A 21,103-nucleotide genomic window follows, 5' to 3' on the forward strand; every position below is an offset into this window, starting at 1 on the left:
GGGGCTCTGCCCCGTGCCGACTATTCGCGGGCCTCCGGCCCGCCACGGCAGAACGACAGCCGAATGGCCCAGTCCCGCGCCGGCCAGAGGCCGGCCAATAGTCAGCACGGGGCAGAGCCCCGCGCTATCGCTCTACCCCAGCGCCTTCTTCAGAATAATCTCAATAATCTGCGGCTGGTCGTGCACGGCGAGGTGCCCGGCATTGAGCACCTTGAGCCAGCTGAGCTGGCCGCCGTCCTGGTCGAAGCCGATGACGTTGGTGGCGGGGTCGAGCCACTGGGTGGGGGCGGTGGCCTGAAATTGCTCGGCCGCTGGGCCGGTGAGCAAATCGAGCCAGGCCCCGGTGCCCAGGAAGTTGCAGTCCTTGGCATCGTTGAGGCCCGAGATGACCTGCACCTGCTGGCCCTGGTCGAGCAGCTGCTGCACGTAGGGCATGGCCGACTCGTTGACGTAGGGCGTGTAATTATCCGATACGGCCGGCGACCAGGTGTCGGTGAGCTGCGTCTGGTTGTCTACGTGCAGGGCTTTGCGCACGTCGGCGCGGTTGAGGTAGAGCAGCACCGGGTCGAAGCAGGGGTCGGCCGTCTGGGCGATGTTGGCCATGTACACGCCGCTGATTTGGGCAATGGCACTGTTGATGTTAGCCAGGTTTTCGCCCTGGTATTCGGCATCGAGCTGCTTTTTCTGGGCGGCCGAAATCAGGCCGTGGGTGAAGGCGTAGGTGGTATCCTGGGCCATCTGCACCATGGGGTTGACCCAGGCATCGAGCAGCACGGTGGCGCGCAGGTCGATTTTGGGCTCGTGCGTGCTGTTGAGGATGTGGTTGGCCAGCATCGGCAGGTAGGTGCCGGCGTAGGATTCGCCCGCCAGGATGAGCGGGTTGCGGGCAATTTCGGGGTGCTGCTTGAGGAAGTGGCGCAGGGCGTGGTGCCACTGCTTGGCGCCCTGCTCGGGGTTTTTGGGTACATCGGCCCCGTTGTTGGCGAAAGACAGCGTGACGCTCAGCGGGTGCTCGAAAATGATATAGTTGGCGTAGTTGTTCCAGCCCGTGGGGCGGGGCTGGATTTGCGGGTACTGGCCGATGGCCGACACCACTTCGTACGGCCCGTTTTCGAGGAAAAAGCCCCAGAAGCTGCTGGAGCCGGGGCCGCCGTTGGTCCACAGCACGGTGGGGCGGTTGGCGTAATCATCGGCCCCGACGAACCAGTAGAACAGACCTTCGTCGGTGTGGCTGGCATCGTCGCCGATGGGCGCGTAGCCGGCAAACTGCACGTTGGTGAGGGAGTTGAGGCCGGGCAGCGAGGTGACCTGGTCGGGGTGGCCGGTGTGGGGCGGCGCGGGGGCGGCCGGGGCAGCGGCGGGCTTGGAGGTGTGCGCCGACAACTCGTGCGCTTTAGAAGAAGGGTGAGCGGAGGTCTGGCTCATGGGCAAAAAGGTGAGGAGTGAAAAGAAAAGCGCCGTCAGCTTCCGCAGGGAGGCTGGCGGCGCGGCAAAACTAGGGTCTGGCGGTGACGTTTACCCCCGTAGTTTTACCTGTTTTCAACTCTTTTTTGCCTGTCATGCCTCATCTGGCGGTCACGCAGTGAAGCATTCACGCTTGAACGATTGGTTCTGGCGCGAGAGGATGCTTCACTGCGTGAACGCCAGATGAGGCATGACAGATGTAATTAAGCTTTCTTCAAAAACTCCGTTTTCAGCACCATCGTGCTGCCGCCGGCGCGGCCCTCCACCTCGGCGGGCGAATTGGTGAGGCGAATGTTCTTGACCACCGTGCCGCGCTTGAGCGTCAGCGACGAGCCTTTCACCTTGAGGTCTTTGATGAGGGTGACGGTGTCGCCCTCGGCAAGCAGGTTGCCGTTGCTGTCTTTAACGTCCATTGAAGTTGATGTAGATTAAGAATTAAGCGCATTCCATACCCGCAGCAAGCCAAACAGCAGCATCGGCGCCAGCACAATAGCCACCACCACGCTGATGCCAATCACCGTCGTGCGCGACTCGATGCGCTTGCTCAGCAGCCAGCGCAGCAGCAGAAACAGCAGGATGTCCAGCCCCGCCAGGGCCAGGAAAAAGGGAAGGCCGAAGGCGGCGACGGTTTCTTGCATGGGGAATTTATAATTGATGTTGTTCAACCTTTACCACCTTACCATCCTGAAAATAAATATCAAGAACGTCAGGGTCGATACCGATGATAGTAGGGCGATAACCTAAATAATAACGCCAGTAATTGCTTTGCTCGTCGTTTTCTTCATCGCCCAGCAATTGTTTTACTGCTGCTTTATTCTTGCCGACGAGTATTCGACTTTCAATGAGGTCTTCCGAAAGCTCGAAGCGCTTTTCCCGCTCCGTCAGCCACCTGTTTCTATCAAAATCCTTATCAGGATAGTAAAAGGTCGCGGCAAAAAAAGCGGTAACCGCAACAATATAAGCCACCGAAACACTGGCCGCTGTTAAAAACATCGCCCCAAAAACAGCGATAAACTTGTGTTGTGTTTTCTGGCGTAAAAACCGATGCCATCTAAAAAGGAGAGGGACGGCGGCAATAAGCGCAATGAGTGCAAAGGCAAGAGAAACCAAAACCGTCATTGCACTCAATGAATAATTACCCTCGCCACGCCTTCACCGTGTCCACAAACACCCGCACGTTATCCGCGTCGGTATCCGGGTACACGCCGTGGCCGAGGTTGGCAATGTGCGGGCCGCCGGCAAACTGGCGCAGCATGGCCTCGGTGGCCGCTTTCACCTGCTCGCGGGTGCCGTAGAGGGCCGCCGGGTCGAGGTTGCCCTGCAGGGTTTTGTCGCCGGCCTGGGCGCGCACCTGGGCGGGGTTCTGGTTCCAGTCGAGCCCGATGGTGCGGCAGGGGAGGGCGGCAAAGTCCTCCACCGCCCACCACGCGCCCTTGGCAAACACCGTGACGGGCACCAGCGGGGCCAGCGCGGCGCAAATCTGCGCGATGTAGCGGCTCGAAAACTCGGCGTAGTGCGTCGGCGGCAGGATGCCCGCCCACGAGTCGAACACCTGCACCACATCGGCCCCGGCCGCCACCTGCGCCTGCAGGTAGGTAATGGTCGTGTCGGTGATTTTCTGCAGCAGCTGGTGGGCCAGCGCGGGCTCGCGGTAGAGCAGGCGGCGGGCCTTCGAGAAGGTTTTGGAGCCGTGGCCCTCCACCATATAGGCCAGAATGGTCCAGGGCGCGCCGGCGAAGCCGATGAGCGGCACCCGGCCGGCCAACTCCTTTTTGGTAATGCGCAGCGCCTCCAGCACGTAGCCGAGGTGCTCGTGCGGGTCGGCCACGCGCAGCTTTTCGACGTCGGCGGCGCTCTGGATGGTTTCGGGGAAGAAGGGCCCGCGGGCCTCAATCATCTCGTAGGTCAGGCCCATGGCCTCGGGCACCACCAGGATGTCGGAGAAGATGATGGCCGCGTCCACGTCGAGCGCGTCGATGGGCTGGATGGTTACTTCGGCGGCCAGCGCGGGCGTCTCCACCAGCTCCTTGAAGCCGGACAAGCGGCCGCGCAACGCGCGGTATTCAGGTAGGATGCGGCCGGCCTGGCGCATCAGCCACACGGGCGTGCGCTCGGTAGCTTCGCCACGCGCGGCACGGAGGAAAAGGTCGTTTTTCAGCATAATCGGGGCAAAGGTACGGCCGGAACCAGCGCAGAAGTAGCGCGGACTTTGTAGTCCGCGAGTGCAAACGCCGGGACTCGCGGACTACAAAGTCCGCGCTACTGCCAGCGTCCGGACGCTGTAAAAACGAACCAACTCGCTGTTTTCCGTCACCGCACGCTGTTTCCTCGTCGCCGGACACCGTTTTCCGTCACCGGACGACTGTTTTTTCCCACCGGACGCTGTTTCCGATTTCCGGACGGTGTGGCGAAGCCACCGGACGCCGTTTTTTTACACCGGACGGAAATTTCCCCCACCGCACGCTGTTTTCCGCCTCCGCACGCCCTACCGGCTCAACCCCGGAAACAACGCTCCAATCGCCGTCGCAAAAAAGTTGACCCCAATGGCCAGCGTAATGAACCCCATAATCCGCGCCAGCGCCGCCATGCCCGGCTTGCCCAGCACCCGCGTGAGCCGCAGCGACGAGGCCAGCACGATAAAGCTGGCCAGCGCCACCAGCGCAAATCCCGCAATGGTCATGATTTTATCCACGTAAGTCGGCCGAATCAAACCAATGCAAATGGCCATCGAGCCCGGCCCCGACAGCATCGGCATGGCCAGCGGTGTGAAGCTGATATCATCCTTGGTTTTGCTTTCCTCCAACGCATCCGGCCCCACCCGGTCACGGTTGGCCCCCGGTGTCAGTAGGTCAAAAGCCGAGCGCATCAGCAGCACGCCGCCGGCAATGCGCAGGTGCTGAATGTTGATGCCAAAGAAATTCAGAATGTATTGCCCGCCCAGATAGGCCACGCTCAGAATCGCCACCATGTAGAGGCAGGCCCGCAAGGCCGTACTGAGCCGCTCCGAGCCCGTGTCGTGGCTGGTGAGGGTGAGGAATACCGGCATGGCCCCGAACGGGTTGACAATGGAGAACAGCGTGGTGAAGGTGGCGAGCAGGATTTCCATAGCAAAGGCAAAGGTAGGGGAGGCAAGAACGAAACTTCCCTCCTTGGAAAGGAGGGGATGTGAGCTGCGAAGAGCAGCGAACGGGGGTGGTTCGCCCGTCCGCACCGTTAGGAGCCTGTCTGCTTAAACTAAACTTCTGCTATCAGCTTTTCCCAACCGGCGCTACCGGCGCGACTACCCCCGTTTCAGCTGCGCTGAAACATCCCCTCCTTTCCAAGGAGGGGAGTTACGCCCTCCACTTACCTTTACCGCCCCAACTGTGCGGGAGCAACCCCGTATTCCCCCTCCACACGTACTTCCCGCGTTCGAATGAACGTTTCTTACCCCGCCCCGGCATGTCTTTTTTAGTAACCGCCGCCAACTGGCTGGTGTATATCGTAGGCAGCATCGGGGTGCTGGCTACCGCGCTGCCGCTGTGGCGCCACACCGCCTGGTGGATTCGGGCCTGCGACTTCCCGCGCCTCCAGATTGTAGCCGGCCTGGCCCTGAGCCTAATCATTATCCTGCTGCTGCCGCACGAGCCCACGTTCTGGGACACCTTTCTCACCGTGAGCCTGGGCGTGGCGCTGGTGTATCAGTTCAGCCGCATCTGGCCCTACACGCCGCTGCACCGCAAGCAGGTGGCCGACGCCACCCGCCCCGCCGATGCCCACGAGCACCACATCAGCCTGCTCGTGACCAACGTGCTCATGTTTAACCGCGACGCCTCGCGCTGCCTCGGCCACATTCGCCACTACCAGCCCGACGTCATTCTGGCCGTCGAGACCGACGACTGGTGGCTTAGCCAGCTCGAGCGACTCAGCGAAACCCACCCCTACACCTGCCACGCCCCGCTGCCCAACACCTACGGCATGCTGGTGTTCTCGCGGCTGCCGCTGCACAACGCCCAGATTCGCTATATCCTCGACCCCGAAATACCCTCCTTCCACGGCTGCGCCGAAATGCCCAACGGCGTGCGCGTGAGCATGCATTTCGTGCATCCCAAGCCGCCCGCGCCCAAAGAAGCCAAAACCAGCACCCGCCGCGACGCCGAGCTACTCGTCGTGGGCAACATCATCCAGCACCACGACGGCCCCACCATCGTGGCCGGCGACCTCAACGACGTGGCCTGGTCGCACACCTCCGAGCTCTTCCGCCGCCTCTCGCGCCTGCTCGACCCGCGCATCGGCCGGGGCCTGCTGCCCACCTTCCACGCCGACTACCGCCTGCTCCGCTGGCCCCTCGACCACGTTTTCCACTCCGCCCACTTCCGCCTGCAGGACCTCCAACGCCTCACCCACATCGGCTCCGACCATTACCCCATCTACATCCGCCTCAGCTACGAGCCCCAGGGCTGGCAAAGCCAGGAAGCCGAACTAGAACAGCCCGACGAGGAGGACCACGAGGAAGCTAAGGAGAAAATTCAGGACGGCATCGAGGACGTACGGGATGGTGATGAGTAATGAATAATGAGCAATTCGAATGTCAACTGCCCATTATTAATTATTCATTGCAGCCTGCGCCATCGTCACCGAGTCGGTTTCCACCAGCAGCATATTCTTGAGCACGATAGTGCGGCCGTCATTCGTAACGTACGTGGGACGCAGCCGCAGCCCCAGGCGCATCGGCCTCCGCCGCCGGTCGGCCAGCCCAATGGCAAAATTGCGTAGTGCCGGCAAGGCGTCTTTACCGAGCAGCTTGGTAGTGTTCAGCTCAAACGTGAGCGGAATGCTGACGGCCGCGCCACCAGCCGGCAGCATGGCATTGGGCGTGGCCCGCTCGCTCCCCAGCAGCTTGTCATCCAGAAAAACCTCGTAGTCAATCGTGCTGATGCTTTGGGCACTCAGCGAGGGGTCGCGCACGTCGAGTAGCAAGCTCATGCGCAAGGGCAGGTTGCCATTCACGTAGCCCTGGATGAGCTGGCTGCGTTGAGCCAGGTTCACGTCGGCCGGCTCGCGCCAGGCGCGGGCATCAAGGCCGCCCAGGCTGGCTTCGTCAATGCGGGCGAGGCCAAATTTCAGCATGGGCCCGGTGGGTGTTTCCGACGTCTGGTCGCGCAGAGTGCAGTGGGAGAGGGCGCTGGCCGCCATCAAGCCCAGCACGAGGCGGCGTAAGGAGAAAGTAAATTGTTGCACAGAATATGGGGAAAGTCCTTCAACGCAGCCGGCCGCAATCCGGCCAACATAGCGGCTAGCGCGCCCACAGCGCCACGCCCAGCCACACCAGCGTCGACAGGATGCTGAGGATGATAATCTGCTTGCCATGCTTGCGGTCTTCGGCCGAAAAAGCGGGCACTTGCTGGCCATCGGGCAGCAGCTTGCGATGCAACAGGTGCAGGGCTATGAAAACAGCAAACAGCCCGCCCGCCGCCGCCAGCGCGTAGCCAAACAGAATCCAGGCGTGGGCGCTCGGAGCGGGGCGCGACAACTCCGCCACCCGGTACTGCCGCAAAAACTGCACTTCCTCCGGCGTCACAGTGTGCCCGCGCTGCTGCAGAATATGCTCGGCCAGCGCCACGTCGAAAGCACTCCACTCGTCGGCTTTGGCCAGAATATCAAACAGCTCCACATCGGTGAAGCTGAACAGGTAGTGCGCCGGGTCTACCTCCGCCAGGCCAGCCCGGTTGGCTTCCATCTCCAGAGCGCGCGCCTTTTCAAAATCACCCGGTAGCAGCTTCACTTCAAACAGCTCCGGCACGGTTTGCCCCAGCGCCGCATTAAACGTTTCGGGCAGGTGCGCGGTATCGAAGGCAATACGCTTTTCCTCCAGCAGCGTCAGCAGCGGCTGCGCCAGCGCGGGCGAGGGGAAGGTCTGGTAGCGTTGCAAGAGGCTCATCGCGTCAAAGGTAAGCTGTCATGCTTCACTCCACTCGGCATGACAGACAAAAAAAGGCCGGAAGCAATTTGCTTCCGGCCTTTCAATCAGGTGCTAGTCAGCAGAGGCTTACTTGCCTACTTCCTCGTAGTCCACGTCGGTCACGTTGTCGCCGGCCGGCTGGCCGCCCTGGGGCTGGCCACCGTCGCCGCCCGGGAAACCCTGGCCGCCATCGGCACCGGGCTGACCAGCCGCGTACATTTCCTGCGAAGCCGCCTGCCAGGCCGCATTGATGGCCTCCATGGCCGAGTCGATGCGCGTGAGGTCCTTGCTTTCGTGAGCCGATTTGAGGTCGGCCAGCGCGCCTTCGATGGCGGTTTTGTTGCCGCCGCTCAGCTTGTCGCCGTACTCTTTCAGCTGCTTCTCGGTCTGGAAAATCATCGAGTCGGCGGCATTAATCTTGCCGATGCGCTCCACCTCAGCTTTGTCAGACTCGGCGTTGGCGGCGGCTTCGTCGCGCATGCGCTTGATGTCGGCGTCGCTCAAGCCGCTGCTGGCTTCGATGCGGATTTTCTGCTCCTTGCCCGTGCCTTTGTCTTTGGCCGTTACGTTCAGAATGCCGTTGGCGTCGATGTCGAAAATCACCTCAATCTGCGGTACGCTGCGGGGCGCCGGCGGAATGCCGTCGAGGTGGAACTTGCCGATGGTGCGGTTTTTCCCGGCCAGCTGGCTTTCGCCCTGCAGCACGTGGATTTCTACCGAAGGCTGGTTGTCCGAAGCCGTCGAGAAGGTTTCCGATTTCTTGGTCGGGATGGTCGTGTTCGACTCGATAAGACGCGTCATCACGCCGCCCATCGTTTCGATGCCCAGCGAGAGCGGGGTCACGTCGAGCAGCAGCACGTCCTTCACCTCGCCGGTGAGCACACCGCCTTGAATAGCAGCGCCGATGGCCACCACTTCGTCGGGGTTCACGCCTTTCGAAGGCTTCTTGCCGAAGAACTTCTCTACTTCTTCCTGGATGCGCGGAATGCGGGTCGAACCACCCACGAGGATAACCTCGTCGATGTCGGAAGTGCTCAGGCCGGCGTCCGACAGAGCCTTTTTCACCGGGTCCATCGAGCGGCGCACGAGGTCGTCGGCAAGCTGCTCAAATTTGGCACGGCTCAGCTTCACTACCAAGTGCTTGGGGCCGCTGGCGGTGGCGGTGATGTAGGGCAGGTTTACTTCGGTTTCGGTCGAGCTGGAGAGCTCTACCTTGGCTTTTTCAGCGGCTTCTTTCAGGCGCTGCAAGGCCATGGGGTCGTTGCGCAGGTCGAGGCCTTCGTTGTCCGACTTGAACTGGTCGGCCAGGAAGTTGATGATAACCTGGTCGAAGTCGTCGCCGCCGAGGTGGGTGTCGCCGTTGGTGCTCAGTACTTCAAACACGCCATCGCCCAGCTCGAGGATGGAAATATCGAAGGTGCCACCGCCGAGGTCGTACACGGCAATCTTCTGGTCTTTGTGCTTCTTGTCGAGGCCGTAAGCCAGCGCAGCGGCGGTGGGCTCGTTGATGATGCGCTTCACGTCGAGGCCCGCGATGGCACCGGCTTCCTTGGTAGCCTGGCGCTGGGCGTCGTTGAAGTAAGCGGGCACCGTGATAACGGCTTCCGTGACAGTCGTGCCGAGGTAATCCTCAGCGGTTTGCTTCATTTTTTGCAGCACCATCGCCGAGATTTCCTGCGGCGTGTAGTTGCGGTCGCCGATTTTCACGGCCACCGTGTTGTTGGTGCCGCCTACCAAGTCGTAGGCCACGTGCTTCGTCTCGGCGGTCACTTCGTTGAAGTGGCGGCCCATGAAGCGCTTGATGCTGGCAATGGTGTTTTTGGGGTTGGTAACGGCCTGGCGTTTAGCCGGGTCGCCCACTTTGCGCTCGCCCTTGCCGTTGTCCAGAAATGCGACGATTGACGGCGTGGTGCGGCGGCCTTCGGAGTTCGGAATTACAACGGGTTCGTTGCCTTCCATCACGGCCACGCACGAGTTGGTGGTGCCGAGGTCAATGCCGATGATTTTGCCCATGAGGGTTTGGTGTTAATTAAAAGGAGTGTGGAATGTCAGATAAAATGCGGTTTTCAGGCCGCTACTGCCGTATTACAAGCCGCGTACCAGCCCGAAAATGGTGACATTTTGGCGGCTTCTTTCGGGAAAGTGCCGTCTTATCCGACGAGCTGGCCGAAATGGTTGCGAGCGGCGAAATATTTCCTGACAAGGATGCAGGGAAAAGCATTAATCGAGGCCCTTATCTTTGAAATCTATGCTCAACAGCCTACTACCCAGCCTGCCTTACCAGCGCCTCATCGACCCAATGTGGGAAGAAGAAGCAACAGTAGCCCGCCAGCACGGCCACAACGTGTGCCTATTCGACGACGGGCAGCAGCGGATTTACCAGCCCATCAACCCGCAGCTGCCCACGCTCTACCGGGGCTGGATGCTGACTGCCAGCGAATACCAACGACTGACGGAGCTGACGCCGCTGCTGGTATCACCCGCTGAGTATCTGGCCTCGCACCAAGCCATCGGGTGGTATAAAGCGCTAACTGGCCTGACGCCGCGTAGTGAAATTGTGGCGGCTGGCGAGGCGGAAGAAGCAGTTGCTGCCTTCATCAATCAGCGCGGTAAATGCTTCGTGAAAGGGCTGAGCAAGTCGTTTGAGGCGCAGTCGGTGGTTACGTCGTTGACGGAGTTTCAGGATTTATTGAGCAAGCAGGGTATTGAGCCGACTGATAAGCTGTTTGTGCGAGAGTTCATTGACCTGGCTGATACGCCGGAGCAGCGGTTCTTCGTGGTGCGGGGCGAAGCCTTTGGCGCGACCGGTCAGGCATTCCCCGAAGCTCTAAAACCAGCCTTGCAAACGCTCCAGAATCGCTGGTTTTGCACTATTGATGTGGCATTCACCAGTACGGGCGCGCCCCTCATTATCGAAGTGGGCGACGGGCAGGTTTCCGATACCAAAGAGTGGACGGTAAGCGAGTTGTATCAGTCGGCCTTGGCCCGGTTGGCAGCTCTGGCCAATCAGCATAAGCAGTAGCCTAATGGCACGAAAACCAGTAAAAAAGCAACTCAAGCCCCTGCTTATTCTCGACCTGGACGAGACGCTGATTCATGCTTCAAGCACTTTGCTGCGGCCGGACTTCGACTTTCAGGTATTCCACTACTACGTGTATAAGCGGCCGGGCCTCGACCACTTCCTGCGTGCCTGCGCCGAGCGGTTTGAGCTGGCCATCTGGTCGTCGGCCAGCGATGATTACGTGGCGGAAGTCGTGCAGCACATCATGCCGCCGGATATTCCACTGGCGTTTGTGTGGGGCCGCTCGCGCTGCACCTTGATGGTGGCGCCGCAAATCGATGATTTTGGCTACTACAACACCGATTACCCCAGCCACTACGAGTATGCCAAGAAGCTGCGCAAAGTCAGAACGCGGGGTTTCGACCTGCAGCAAGTGCTGATAGTGGACGACACGCCCCACAAAGTGCGCAACTGCTACGGCAACGCTATTTACCCCACGCCCTACCTGGGCCAACTTGATGATGAGGAACTGCCGATACTGCTGAAATACCTGGAAACGTTGGCTACCAATGAAAACCTCCGCAGCATCGAGAAGCGGCAGTGGCAGCAGCGGATAACTACTTCGCCGGAATAGCAAGCGCAAATGCCCGAATCTGCGCCTCCCACGCCGCCGGGTGCTTCCACCAATACGGCTCGTGGCCGGAGCCCGCGAAATCGTGTCGCCGCTTGGGCCCGGCCAGGTTGGTGAAAATGGCGTCGGTTTCGGGGCGGGTCACGCGCGGGTCGGCCGCGCCCCAGAGCAGCAGGGTGGGGGTACGGATGCTTTTGGCATACTCCTCGGCGCTGAGGCCGGGGGCCCAGAATCCGTTTTGCACCCCGCCCCAGAAGACCAGCAAATCGGCCAGCGGGAAGGGCGGCACGTGCATGGAATTGAATCGGTTGTAGGCCGTTTGGCGCATGTTGCCGTAGGGGCATTCGAGGATGTTGGCGGTGGGGCGCACGCCCAGCTCGGCCTCGGCGCGCAGGATGGCCACGGCCCCCATGCTGATGCCGTAGAGAATGATGCGGTCCCACGTAACCTCACCCCCGGCCCCTCTCCCCAGGAGAGGGGAGCCTGACGATTGCAGCCAGCGCACGGCGGCGGCTACATCGTCGGCTTCGCGGTAGCCCACGGTGGTGCGGGTGCCGGCCGAGTTGCCGTTGCCGGCCATATCGACCAGCAGCACGTTGTAGCCCAGGTGGCGAAAGTAGCTGGCCTCGTTGGCGAGATGCGACTTGCTGCTGGTGTAGCCGTGAAACAGCGCCACCGTGCCGCGCACCGTGGCGCTGTCGGGCCGGGCGTACCAGGCCTCCAGCGGACCGTTCGGGCTATCGATGGTTACGGTTTCGACTGGAAACTCCGGCTTCGGCCCGTTCTGCGGCTTGGGGTTGCGGATGCCGGTGAGCAGCACCCACAGCTTTTGCCCGGCCGACAGCTTTTCGGGGTTAGGCGAGTGCGTGCCCGCCTCGGTGGTGAAGTGCGTGAAGCGCCAGGCGTGGAAAAACGCCACCACGTTCACTGCCGCAAAGCCCAGCAGTAACAACCCTAAAAACCAGCGCAGACGGGAGCGTTTCATGCGGCAAAGTTATGCTTTAAAACCGCCGCTGCAGCCCGGCAATCCGCCGCAAAGTCGCCACTTCGGCGGCCGTCAGCTCGCGCCACTCGCCGGGCTGCAGCGGGCCCAGCGTAAGCGGGCCGATGGCCGCCCGCACCAGCCGCAGGCAGGGGAGGCCCACGGCGGCGCACATCTTGCGCACCTGGCGGTTCATGCCCTGCGAAATCTGGATTTCGAGCCAGCTGGTGGGGATGCTGGCCCGGTAGCGGATGGGCGTGCTGCGCGCCCACAGTCCGGCGGGCTCCGGCAATTCCTGAGCTTCGCCGGGCGCAGTAAAGCCGTCTTTTATCTGCACGCCCTGGCGCAGCTGTTGCAGGGCAGCGGCCGAAACCGTGCCCTCCACCTGCGCCCAATACGTTTTGGGAACCTTAAACTTAGGGTCGCTGAGGCGGTGCTGCAGCTGTTTGTCATCGGTCAGCAAGACCAGGCCTTCGCTGTCGAAATCGAGCCGGCCGACGGGGTAGATGTTCGGCACGGGCACGAAATCCTTGAGCGTGGCGCGGCCATGCTCGTCGGTAAACTGGGTGAGGACTTCGTAGGGCTTGTTGAGGAGAATGGTGGGCATTGCGGCGCGAACAGAATCTGCTTACAAAGGAACGTCATGCTGAACGCAGTGAAGCATCCTCTCATGCCAGAACCACTCGTTCGAACGTGAGAAGATGCTTCACTGCGTTCAGCATGACAGTTCTTATTGCACCTCTTTCCACCACGCCGTGGCAGGCAGCGCTCTACCGTCCACCGTCACCGTCTCGCCCAGGCGGGGCGTGGTCAGGGGCTGGTGCAGGCGCATAGCGGCGGCCGTGGCCCGCTCGATGGGCTCGTCCCAGGCGTGCGGGGCTTCGGTGAAGGCGCCCCAGTGCACGGGCAGCATCACGCGGGCCTGCACGTCGCGGGCGGCCTGCACGCTCTGCTCCGGCATCATGTGGATTTCAGCCCAGTTGGGGTTGTATTGCCCGCACTCTACCAGCGCAATATCAAACGGCCCATACGCTGCCCCGATGCTGGCGAAGTGCGGCCCGTAGCCGCCATCGCCGGTATAAAACACGCGTTTCGTGGGCGCCTGCAGCACCCAGGAGCTCCACAGGGTCGAGTTGCGGTTGGTGAGGCCGCGGCCCGAAAAGTGGCGGCTCGGCGTGCAGCGCACCACAATGTCGCCCAGCCGGGCGCTGTCGCCCCAGTTCATTTCGTGGATGCGCGCCTCGGCCACGCCCCAGCGCCGCAGGTGCGGCGCAATGCCCAGCGGCACGTAAAAATTGGCCACCTTGTCCTTGATGCGCTTAATGGTCTGGTAGTCGAGGTGGTCGTAGTGGTCGTGCGAAATAATGATGGCATCGATGGCCGGCAGCTGTTCCGGCCGGATAGCCAGCGTGGGGTTGTAGCGATTGGGCGTGGCCCAGCTCACGGGGCCCATCTCGATGCTCAGCATGGGGTCGAGCAGGATATTCTTGCCCGCCAGCTCCACCAGGCTGGCCGAGTGCCCAAACCAGGTCACGCGCAGCTGGTCTGGGGTTTTGCGTACGATGCTCGCCGAGTCGAGCGGCTGCAGGGGCAGCGGGCCGGGCGGGTCGGCGCGCTTATCCTTGTCAAAAAGAAAATCCCACATGACCCCCACCGTGCTGCCACCGGTGAGCTCGCGGGTGGGCAGCAGGTTCACGAATTTGCCATCTTGGTAGTGGCCCGATTGGGCGTATTTCTCCTTATCAGCTTTCGTGGGCGAGCCGCCCAGCTGCGGGCTGATGCTGGTGAAGGCTACGACGGCCACCAGCAAGGTGCCGATGATGCTACCGGTAGTCATGAGGAAGATTTTAAGCGGTTTTTTCATTTGCTGACGGCCACTTTCCCGTGCGCCAGCGCCACAATGTCGCTCACCTCCAGCACGCCTTTCGGGTAGCCGCTCGTGGCCGCATTAATCATGGCCTGCCCCACTTCTTGTAAGGTACAAGCCGAGTTGGGCGCCAGCCCGCGCACCACCGGGTACAGCCAGGCCAGGTACTTATACCAGCGCAGCAGATTCTTCTGCCCCGGCATCGCCTTCATCACGCCCGGCCGAAACATAAACGCCTGCCGAAACGGCAGCGCCAGCAGCTCATTCTCGGTGCGGCCTTTCACGCGGGCCCAGTGCTGGCGGCTGGTTTCGGCGCTGTCGGTGCCGGCGCCCGATACGTAAATGAAGGCCAGCGTCGGGTTGAGCCGCCCCAGCGTTTCGCCCACGTGAATGGTCAAATCGTGCGTAATCCGCTCGTACTCTTCCTTGCTGATGCCCACCGACGAAATGCCGGCGCAGAAAAAGCAGGCATCGTAGCCCGTCAGCTGGCTTTCGATGGGGGCCAGGTTCTGAAAATCCTGGTGCAGGATTTCCGTCATTTTGGGGTGGTTGTGGCCGCAGGGCCGTCGGCCCAGCACCAGCACCTGGGCCACGGCTGGGTTTTGCAGGCATTCCAGCAGCACGCCTTCGCCCACCATGCCGGAGGCGCCAGTGAGAATCACGCGGAGGTTCATAGGAGTTCGGAAAGTGAGTAGCGATAAGGACGCACGAGGCGCGAAAATGCTTTACGGACTGGCGCGAGTTTAGGCGCAGCCGTAACTCGTGCCGACCATTTGGGCGAGGCTGTGCCTCGCAGCAGAACGACTGGCCCTCAACAAACCTATCGGCGCGCCCGGGGGAGGCGCAGCCTCCCGTGATAACCGGCACGAGTTACGGCTGCGCCTAAACTCGCGCCAGTTCTTCTACACGCTGCCCGAATACTTGCGCACCGCCCATTCCACCGTCAAAAACGCCAGAATGACGAAGAACAGCCACTTCAGATTGATTAAATCCTTCAGCTCCTCATCGGTCGAAATCACCGGCTTGAAGTTGGCCCTTTTGATATCCTCGGCCAGCTTATCGAGCTGCGAGGGATAGTAGAGCCGCGCCCCGCTGCGCCGGGCCAGCTGGGCCAGCAGGTTGTGGTCGGCGCGGCTTTCCAGGGCCTCCAGGGGCTGGTTTTGCACCAGCAGCTCGCCGGCATCCTGCTGCGCCTGCCCGCCCAGCGTGGCGCGGGCCTGGTAGCGGTAGAGGCCCGCCGGCAGCGGCCCCAGGTGCAGCGGCGAGCCATCCTCGGGGTTGGCAAAGCTAAAGCGGCGCACGCGCCGGGCCGAATCGGTCAGCGTGAGGTCGATTTTCTGGTTGTATAGGCGCTCGAACACGGCATTATAGGTTTCGGCGCCCAGCGTCACATCGTCCTGGGTGCCGAAGCTGTCCTGGGTCGGGTATACGTCGAGGCGCTTCTTGCTGGCGTTCTGCGTCAGCAGCTGCAGGGTGCGGATAATGAGCCGGTCGTAGGCCTCGGGGCGGTCGTCGTGCTCCACGGCCTCCGTCAGGCGCCACTGCCAGCTGCCGTCCGTCAGCAGGGTAGCCTGCCGCTGCTCGGCCCGCCCGCCGAATACCAGCAGCGGCTTCTGGGTAGCCAGGCGGCCCACCTGCTGCCACAGCGCCGCCTCGGCGCCCGCGCCCAGCCGGTAGTCGCCAAACGGCACCGGCGCGGGCGGGTACTGCGCGTAGCGCCGGGCCGATTCCTCGTCGGTGGCAAAGCGCGTGAAGCCGGGGTTGGGCAGGGGCGTCACCTCGTCGGTCTGACTGCCGCGCGGCTGAATACTGAGGCTGGTACCGAGCTGGTTGTAAGCGTCGATATTCGTCTGCGCCCCGATGATGTAGAGCATCGGCACGCGCCGGGCCTGCACCTGGGCCAGCAATTCCTGTCCCAGCCCACCCTGCGCCGGCAACTGGTGCAGAATGGCCACGTCGAAGTCCGTCCCCGGCTTGAGCGGGGCCACGCCCGGCAGCGCCAGGGTCAGGTCAAAGTTGTCATTGGCCAGAATGGCCGCCCGCAAGGCTTTCATATCGGGGTGCGGGGCCGCGCCCGCCAGCAGCACCCGCAGCTTGCCCTTCACGATTTCGATAAAGGCCGTCCGCGCATTATTTAAGGGCGTAAACTCGCCTGCCTGCGGCACCACGCGCACCTCGTAGCGGCGCTTGCCCGGGGCCGGGGCCGTTAGCTGAAAGGTCGTTTTCACGCGCCGCCGCCCAGCAGGCAGCGGCACCCGGCGGCTATCGAGCACCCGGCCGCCCTCGCGCAATTCCACCGTGGCCGCGCCGCCCGCGTAGCCCTCGAAGCCCAGCTCGGCTTCAATCGGAAACTTATTGCCGCTAAAAGCCACGCGGTTATACGTCAGCGCCGTGATGCGCAAATCTTTCTTGGGCACCGTGTCGCCCACGGCCACGCTGTAAATCGGGAAATTAAACTCCGAATACGCCGGGCTGCGGCCCTGGTTTACGAGGCCGTCGCTCACCAGCACCACGCCCGCCAGGTTGCGGCCGTCGTAGGCTTCGCGGGTGTCGCTAAGCAGCTTGTCGAGGTCGGTCGTGCTGGCTACGAAGCGCAGCGAATCCACGCTGGCGGGCCGGTCGGGGGTAGGGGTGAGGGTGTGCGTTTCCACCTCGAAGCCCTGGGCGCGCAGGGCGGCGGCCAGCTTCGGCAGGCCGGTGGTAGCCTGCGCCAGTACGTCTTTGGGCGTGAATAGCGGCACCGACTGCGAGTTGTCGACGGCCAGCACCACGGCTGGGGCCTCGGTGCGGGTGGTGCTGCTTTTTACGAAGGGCCCGAGCAGCAGGAAGCACAAGAAGCTCACCACCAGCCAGCGCAGGGCCGCCAGCGCGTAGTTCAGTTGCTTGCTCCACGGCGCTTTGGCCGAGTATTGTAGCGCCGCATAGCCCGCTCCTACGAGCAGGCAGACGAGGATGAGCCAGGGAGAATATTGGGTAGTCAGCAAACGGAAAAGCGAAAAAAGACAGCCGCCGCCAGCCGCCGTGATAAGCCGGCAACGCGGGCAGTGAGCAAAAATACTCCCGCCAGCGCCAGCGGCTGCCCTCACCGGGTATATTTGGCCGCGCCACCGCCGCCGGCCAAATACACCCGGTGGCTATTTCCGTTGCACCATGAGCAGCCTTTCGCACCGCCTCACCGACCCCCACTCGGCCAATAGCGTCACCATTACCCTTGCGGGCGCCAGCCTCACCGTGGCCACCGGCCGCCCCGGCAAGGAGCGGACGACCACTAAAACTTTCGGCACTCCCGCCGAGGCCCGGCAGCAATTCGAGAAACGCGAGTGGGAAGCTCTCAAAAAAGGATTCGTGCTGCACCAGCCCACGTCCCCGGCTGGCGAACCGCACTTGCACTACTACCTGGGCAAAGGCTACACCGGATGCCTCTCGTTCGTGGGCACGCCCACCGGCATCTACGTCTACCAAAATGGCTGGGACAATACTTCCGCACAACCAGTCGATTACCTGCTGCGCCTGGATGCCGCCGGCACCCTGCTCGCAACCATCGCCCTGCCCAAAATCCTGCCCTGGGACCTGCATTACAACGCCCCGGCCAACCGCCTGCTACTCGACGTCGACCACTTCATCTACGATTATGACCTAGCCACCGGGCAGTTCCGGCAGCTGGCCGCGCCCGGCTCCGGGCCCGGAATTCACTGGACCTCGTTCGTCGCTGTGAGTGCTACCGTCCAGGCGTTTGCCGCCGAGCCCACCCTGCACCTCCAAACCCTGGCCGGCCAGCCGCTGGTGGAAATACCATATCGTACGGACCTGGTTAACGGCAGTTCCGTATTCGCGGCCGCCTTGTCGAAAAGCGGCCAGCAGCTGGCGCTACACACCCGGTTCGGCGAAATCCAGCTGCTCGACACCGCCGACGGCCGCCTGCAAAGTACCATCACCGGCAATTTCACCCGCATAGCCCGCCTGGAGTTCGCCGCCAACGACACGATGCTGGTGGTACACGCGCCGTGGGAGCGGGGCCCGCTGCTATTTTTTGAGGTAGCTACCGGCCGGGCGCTGGCGTTTCCCAGCCTGGCCTTGCCGGATAATCCGCAGGACTTCTGCTTTAATTCGGATGAATCCCGGCTTGTGGTGCTGCATCGGGACACGGCCTGGGTTTATGATTTCACCGGCAAAAAGCTGCTACGCTCCTTTCATCTCTACCATACGGTGAAACGCGCCCAAGCCAGGTTCGTCGGCGATGCCTTGGGCGTTCGTACTGATTATGGCTGTTTTAGTTTGTATGCAGTTTGAGGGAGTAATGGTTTGTTGACAGATGAGTTATTCTTCCGAATCCTCATCATCTTCCTGCTCCCATGTTTCCCAATCTGCTTCGGGACTTTCCCGCCAAGCTGACCAGCCATAGTTAAGCTGGAAAAGCTTATTAACTGAAGGGTCGCGCCTGACGACTTCCGACAAAGCCACGATTTTTAAATCCGCACTGTCGGTCGTCGTGTTGCAAAGGAATTGCCAGTCGCCATCATAGTCATGAGCAACACGTAGAATCGGAGCCCCTTCCAAAATCTGCCGCGTCGTGTAAACGCCCAAGTCGCGCTCTTCCCGAAACTTGAAATCAGTATTGCGGTCCAATAACGGTTGCCCAGACTTCCAATCGGGATTAAAGTCATCTTCCCATGGAAAAAGCGCCTGCTTGTCGGGCCATACGATTTGCAAAGCCGGGAAATCCCAACTGCCATTAAACCAATAGCCATAGCCGAAATAGTTCTTATACCACTTTTTGTCGACAGTCAAAAAGCGTACATCATATTCGCCTATAAAATCAGGGTACCCAATACCCTGGTCGGGCATGGGCTGCTTATCCAGCAGCTCCTTACCCGACCAAAGTACCGAATGCAGCAAGTCAAGGTCTAGCCCAAAGCAGATGAGCTCCGGGTACCCATACGTCTTGAATAACCCGATTGTGTAAGCGAAGTTGGGTGAATAGCCATCACCGCGAAACTGGGCAATGTAAAATCCGTGTTCTTCTACAGCACTGAGAATTTGTTTCTCTGCTTCAGCGTCATGCGCGGCGTGTTCTTCTGGCGTGGCCATACTACGTCAGCATCCCCCCATCCACCTGCAGCACTTGCCCGGTGATGTAGCTGCTGTCGTCCGAGGCCAGGAAGGCGGTGGCTTTGGCCACGTCCTCCGGCGCGCCGCCGCGCTTGAGCGGGATGGCCTTGCGCCATTCGTCCACCTGCTTCTGGTCGAGGGCGCCAGTCATTTCGGTTTCGATGAAGCCGGGGGCAATGGCGTTGCAGCGAATGTTGCGCGAGCCCAGCTCCAGGGCCACCGACTTGGTGAAGCCGATGATGCCGGCCTTCGAGGCGGCGTAGTTGGCCTGCCCGGCGTTGCCCTTGATGCCTACCACGCTGGTCATGTTGATGATGGAGCCGCTTTTGGCGCGCATCATGGGCTTGGTGGCGGCCTTGGTCAGGTTGAAGACGGACTTGAGGTTGACGGTCAGCACCTGGTCCCACTGCTGCTCGCTCATGCGCATGAGCAGGCCGTCCTGGGTGATGCCGGCGTTATTGACGAGCACGTCGAGCTTGCCGAATTCGGCCACCACGTCGTCAATCAGCTTTTCGGCCTGCGCATAGTCCGAAGCGTCGGAGCGGTAGCCTTTTACCTTGGTGCCGTGGGCGGCGAGCTCCGTTTCCAGGGCTTGGCCCTTCTCCACGGACGAGAGGTAGGTGAAGGCGACATCGGCGCCGAGCTGGGCAAAATGCGCCGCGATGGCGCGGCCGATTCCTTTGGAAGCGCCCGTGATGAGGGCCACTTTTCCGGTGAGGGTGTTGGTCATGGCGCGAAGGTAAGTAGCGCGGACTTTGTAGTCCGCGAGTGCGCCGTTTGAACTCGCGGACTACAAAGTCCGCGCTACTTTCGTACTACCCATGCTTCATCACGACATCTGCATTCTGGGCGCGGGCCCAGGCGGGGCCACCGCCGCCCTGCACCTCGCCAATGCCGGCCAGCTCTGCCTGCTGCTCGACCGCGCCACGTTCCCCCGCGACAAAATCTGCGGCGATGCCCTCAGCGGCAAAGTCTTGAGCGAGCTAAAGCGGATTGACGAAACCCTGCCCGCCCAACTCAATACTAGCCCTGCGCAGGTGCCCAGCTGGGGCATCGACTTTTTCGCGCCCAACGGCCAGAAGCTGGCCGTGCCCTTCAAACCGCAGTTCAACAAAGCCACCGACCGGGCCGCCGGCCACGTCGCCAAGCGCGTCGATTTCGATAATTTTCTCATCGAAGAAGTGCGCCGCCGCCCCGGTATCGACTTCCGCGAAAACGTGGACGTGGCCCGCACCGAGCGCACGCCCGAAGGCTGGCAGCTGCTCGACAAAGCCGGCCGGGAAATCGCCACCTGTCGCCTGCTGCTGGTGGCCAACGGCGCCCAATCGGAGTTTGCCCGCAAGGTGGCCGGCCACGCGCTGGAGCCCAATCATCACTGCGCCGGCCTGCGCACCTACTACCAGAACGTGGCCGACCTCAGCCCCGATAATTTCATCGAGCTGCACTTTATCAAGGAGTTTCTGCCCGGCTACCTCTGGATTTTTCCGCTGCCCAACGGCCAGGCCAACGTGGGCGTGGGCATGCTCTCCAAAGCCGTGGCGGACAAGAAAGTCAACCTGCGCCAGCGCCTCGATGAAATCCTGACCACCCATCCCGCGCTGGCCCCGCGCTTTGCCCAGGCCGAGCGGCTGGGGCCGGTGCGCGGCTTTGGCCTGCCGCTGGGCTCGAAGCGCCGGGCGCTGTCGGGCGCCGGTTACCTGCTGCTCGGCGACGCGGGCTCGCTCATCGACCCATTCAGCGGCGAGGGCATTTCGCACGCCATGGTGAGCGGCCGCCACGCCGCCCACTGGGCCGCCGAGGCCATAAAAAAAGCCGACTTCACCGCCGGCTTTCTGCAGAATTACGATAAAGCGGTGTACAACCGCCTGGGTAAGGAATTGCGCCTGAGCCGCGTGATGCAGCGGCTGCTCAACTTCCCCAGCTTGTTCAATTTCGTGGCCAATCGGGCCATTAAAAACCCCACGCTGGCCGAAACCCTGTCGATGATGTTCCTGGATTTGGACTTGCGGGAGCGGCTGCGGCAGCCAGGATTTTATTTCAAGCTGCTGTTTGGCGGGAAGTAACTGTCACGCTGAACGTAGTGAAGCATCCTCTCGCGCTAAAACAAA

At 61.7% G+C, this 21,103-nt stretch carries 21 protein-coding genes; 5 read left to right on the forward strand and 16 right to left on the reverse strand.

Features of this window, described 5'->3' with window-relative positions:
- Nucleotides 1–132: 132 nt before the first annotated feature.
- The 6 genes from Q5H93_RS16230 to Q5H93_RS16255 all read right to left on the reverse strand — a co-directional run bounded on the left by Q5H93_RS16230 (nucleotide 133) and on the right by Q5H93_RS16255 (nucleotide 4,570).
- A complete protein-coding gene (locus Q5H93_RS16230; protein WP_305007653.1) occupies nucleotides 133–1,425 on the reverse strand; it encodes a S10 family serine carboxypeptidase-like protein in 1,293 nt (430 codons plus the stop codon).
- Between the two features lie 242 nt (nucleotides 1,426–1,667).
- Entirely contained in the window at nucleotides 1,668–1,877 is a 210-nt protein-coding gene (locus Q5H93_RS16235) for a zinc ribbon domain-containing protein YjdM (protein WP_305007654.1), read from the reverse strand.
- Between the two features lie 15 nt (nucleotides 1,878–1,892).
- Nucleotides 1,893–2,102 carry a hypothetical protein gene (locus tag Q5H93_RS16240; RefSeq protein ID WP_305007655.1) on the reverse strand — a complete coding sequence of 70 codons (210 nt, stop codon included), beginning with the start codon at nucleotides 2,100–2,102 and terminating at the stop codon, nucleotides 1,893–1,895.
- A 7-nt stretch (nucleotides 2,103–2,109) separates the two neighbouring features.
- Nucleotides 2,110–2,583, reverse strand: a complete 474-nt coding sequence (locus Q5H93_RS16245) for a hypothetical protein (protein WP_305007656.1) — start codon at nucleotides 2,581–2,583, stop codon at nucleotides 2,110–2,112.
- 16 nt (nucleotides 2,584–2,599) lie between these two features.
- Nucleotides 2,600–3,628 (reverse strand): uroporphyrinogen decarboxylase, encoded by a 1,029-nt coding sequence (gene hemE, locus Q5H93_RS16250; protein ID WP_305007689.1) that lies wholly within the window; start codon nucleotides 3,626–3,628, stop codon nucleotides 2,600–2,602.
- A 321-nt stretch (nucleotides 3,629–3,949) separates the two neighbouring features.
- The gene (locus Q5H93_RS16255) at nucleotides 3,950–4,570 is read right to left on the reverse strand and encodes a MarC family protein (RefSeq protein ID WP_305007657.1); all 621 of its coding nucleotides are present in this window, start codon (nucleotides 4,568–4,570) and stop codon (nucleotides 3,950–3,952) included.
- Between the two features lie 335 nt (nucleotides 4,571–4,905).
- On the opposite strand from Q5H93_RS16255, the gene Q5H93_RS16260 reads away from it, so the two are divergent.
- On the forward strand, nucleotides 4,906–6,012 hold the full coding sequence (locus Q5H93_RS16260) for an endonuclease/exonuclease/phosphatase family protein (protein WP_305007658.1): 1,107 nt from the start codon (nucleotides 4,906–4,908) through the stop codon (nucleotides 6,010–6,012).
- A gap of 36 nt (nucleotides 6,013–6,048) precedes the next feature.
- Here Q5H93_RS16260 and Q5H93_RS16265 read toward each other — a convergent pair whose 3' ends face one another.
- From Q5H93_RS16265 to dnaK, 3 genes are all read right to left on the reverse strand, one after another.
- On the reverse strand, nucleotides 6,049–6,684 hold the full coding sequence (locus Q5H93_RS16265; RefSeq protein ID WP_305007659.1) for a hypothetical protein: 636 nt from the start codon (nucleotides 6,682–6,684) through the stop codon (nucleotides 6,049–6,051).
- Between the two features lie 55 nt (nucleotides 6,685–6,739).
- Nucleotides 6,740–7,384, reverse strand: a complete 645-nt coding sequence (locus Q5H93_RS16270) for a hypothetical protein (protein WP_305007660.1) — start codon at nucleotides 7,382–7,384, stop codon at nucleotides 6,740–6,742.
- 108 nt (nucleotides 7,385–7,492) lie between these two features.
- The gene (gene dnaK, locus Q5H93_RS16275; protein ID WP_305007661.1) at nucleotides 7,493–9,418 is read right to left on the reverse strand and encodes a molecular chaperone DnaK; all 1,926 of its coding nucleotides are present in this window, start codon (nucleotides 9,416–9,418) and stop codon (nucleotides 7,493–7,495) included.
- A 235-nt stretch (nucleotides 9,419–9,653) separates the two neighbouring features.
- Here dnaK and Q5H93_RS16280 point away from each other — a divergent pair, with 235 nt between their 5' ends.
- On the forward strand, nucleotides 9,654–10,427 hold the full coding sequence (locus Q5H93_RS16280; protein WP_305007662.1) for an ATP-grasp domain-containing protein: 774 nt from the start codon (nucleotides 9,654–9,656) through the stop codon (nucleotides 10,425–10,427).
- A 4-nt stretch (nucleotides 10,428–10,431) separates the two neighbouring features.
- Nucleotides 10,432–11,040: an NIF family HAD-type phosphatase gene (locus tag Q5H93_RS16285; RefSeq protein ID WP_305007663.1), complete on the forward strand. Its 609-nt coding sequence runs from the start codon at nucleotides 10,432–10,434 to the stop codon at nucleotides 11,038–11,040.
- Here the strand turns inward: Q5H93_RS16285 and Q5H93_RS16290 are convergent.
- From Q5H93_RS16290 to Q5H93_RS16310, 5 genes are all read right to left on the reverse strand, one after another.
- Entirely contained in the window at nucleotides 11,024–12,022 is a 999-nt protein-coding gene (locus Q5H93_RS16290; RefSeq protein ID WP_305007664.1) for an alpha/beta hydrolase, read from the reverse strand. The two genes, Q5H93_RS16285 and Q5H93_RS16290, sit on opposite strands and share 17 nt — an antisense overlap.
- Nucleotides 12,023–12,038: 16 nt before the next feature.
- Nucleotides 12,039–12,626 carry a pseudouridine synthase gene (locus Q5H93_RS16295; protein WP_305007665.1) on the reverse strand — a complete coding sequence of 196 codons (588 nt, stop codon included), beginning with the start codon at nucleotides 12,624–12,626 and terminating at the stop codon, nucleotides 12,039–12,041.
- A gap of 123 nt (nucleotides 12,627–12,749) precedes the next feature.
- Complete coding sequence (locus tag Q5H93_RS16300; RefSeq protein ID WP_305007666.1) at nucleotides 12,750–13,856, reverse strand: MBL fold metallo-hydrolase; 1,107 nt, start codon at nucleotides 13,854–13,856, stop codon at nucleotides 12,750–12,752.
- A 23-nt stretch (nucleotides 13,857–13,879) separates the two neighbouring features.
- Entirely contained in the window at nucleotides 13,880–14,560 is a 681-nt protein-coding gene (locus Q5H93_RS16305) for an NAD-dependent epimerase/dehydratase family protein (protein WP_305007667.1), read from the reverse strand.
- A 228-nt stretch (nucleotides 14,561–14,788) separates the two neighbouring features.
- A complete protein-coding gene (locus tag Q5H93_RS16310) occupies nucleotides 14,789–16,870 on the reverse strand; it encodes a VWA domain-containing protein (protein ID WP_305007668.1) in 2,082 nt (693 codons plus the stop codon).
- 166 nt (nucleotides 16,871–17,036) lie between these two features.
- Here Q5H93_RS16310 and Q5H93_RS16315 point away from each other — a divergent pair, with 166 nt between their 5' ends.
- Entirely contained in the window at nucleotides 17,037–18,176 is a 1,140-nt protein-coding gene (locus Q5H93_RS16315) for a hypothetical protein (RefSeq protein ID WP_305007669.1), read from the forward strand.
- A 27-nt stretch (nucleotides 18,177–18,203) separates the two neighbouring features.
- Here Q5H93_RS16315 and Q5H93_RS16320 read toward each other — a convergent pair whose 3' ends face one another.
- Both Q5H93_RS16320 and fabG read right to left on the reverse strand, forming a co-directional pair.
- Complete coding sequence (locus Q5H93_RS16320) at nucleotides 18,204–18,974, reverse strand: DUF4262 domain-containing protein (protein ID WP_305007670.1); 771 nt, start codon at nucleotides 18,972–18,974, stop codon at nucleotides 18,204–18,206.
- A gap of 1 nt (nucleotide 18,975) precedes the next feature.
- Nucleotides 18,976–19,725, reverse strand: coding sequence for a 3-oxoacyl-[acyl-carrier-protein] reductase (gene fabG / locus Q5H93_RS16325; RefSeq protein WP_305007671.1), 750 nt, complete (start codon nucleotides 19,723–19,725; stop codon nucleotides 18,976–18,978).
- A 91-nt stretch (nucleotides 19,726–19,816) separates the two neighbouring features.
- On the opposite strand from fabG, the gene Q5H93_RS16330 reads away from it, so the two are divergent.
- The gene (locus Q5H93_RS16330) at nucleotides 19,817–21,058 is read left to right on the forward strand and encodes an NAD(P)/FAD-dependent oxidoreductase (protein WP_305007672.1); all 1,242 of its coding nucleotides are present in this window, start codon (nucleotides 19,817–19,819) and stop codon (nucleotides 21,056–21,058) included.
- Nucleotides 21,059–21,103: the final 45 nt, after the last annotated feature.

Source organism: Hymenobacter aranciens (genome assembly GCF_030580865.1).
Lineage (GTDB): Bacteria > Bacteroidota > Bacteroidia > Cytophagales > Hymenobacteraceae > Hymenobacter > Hymenobacter aranciens.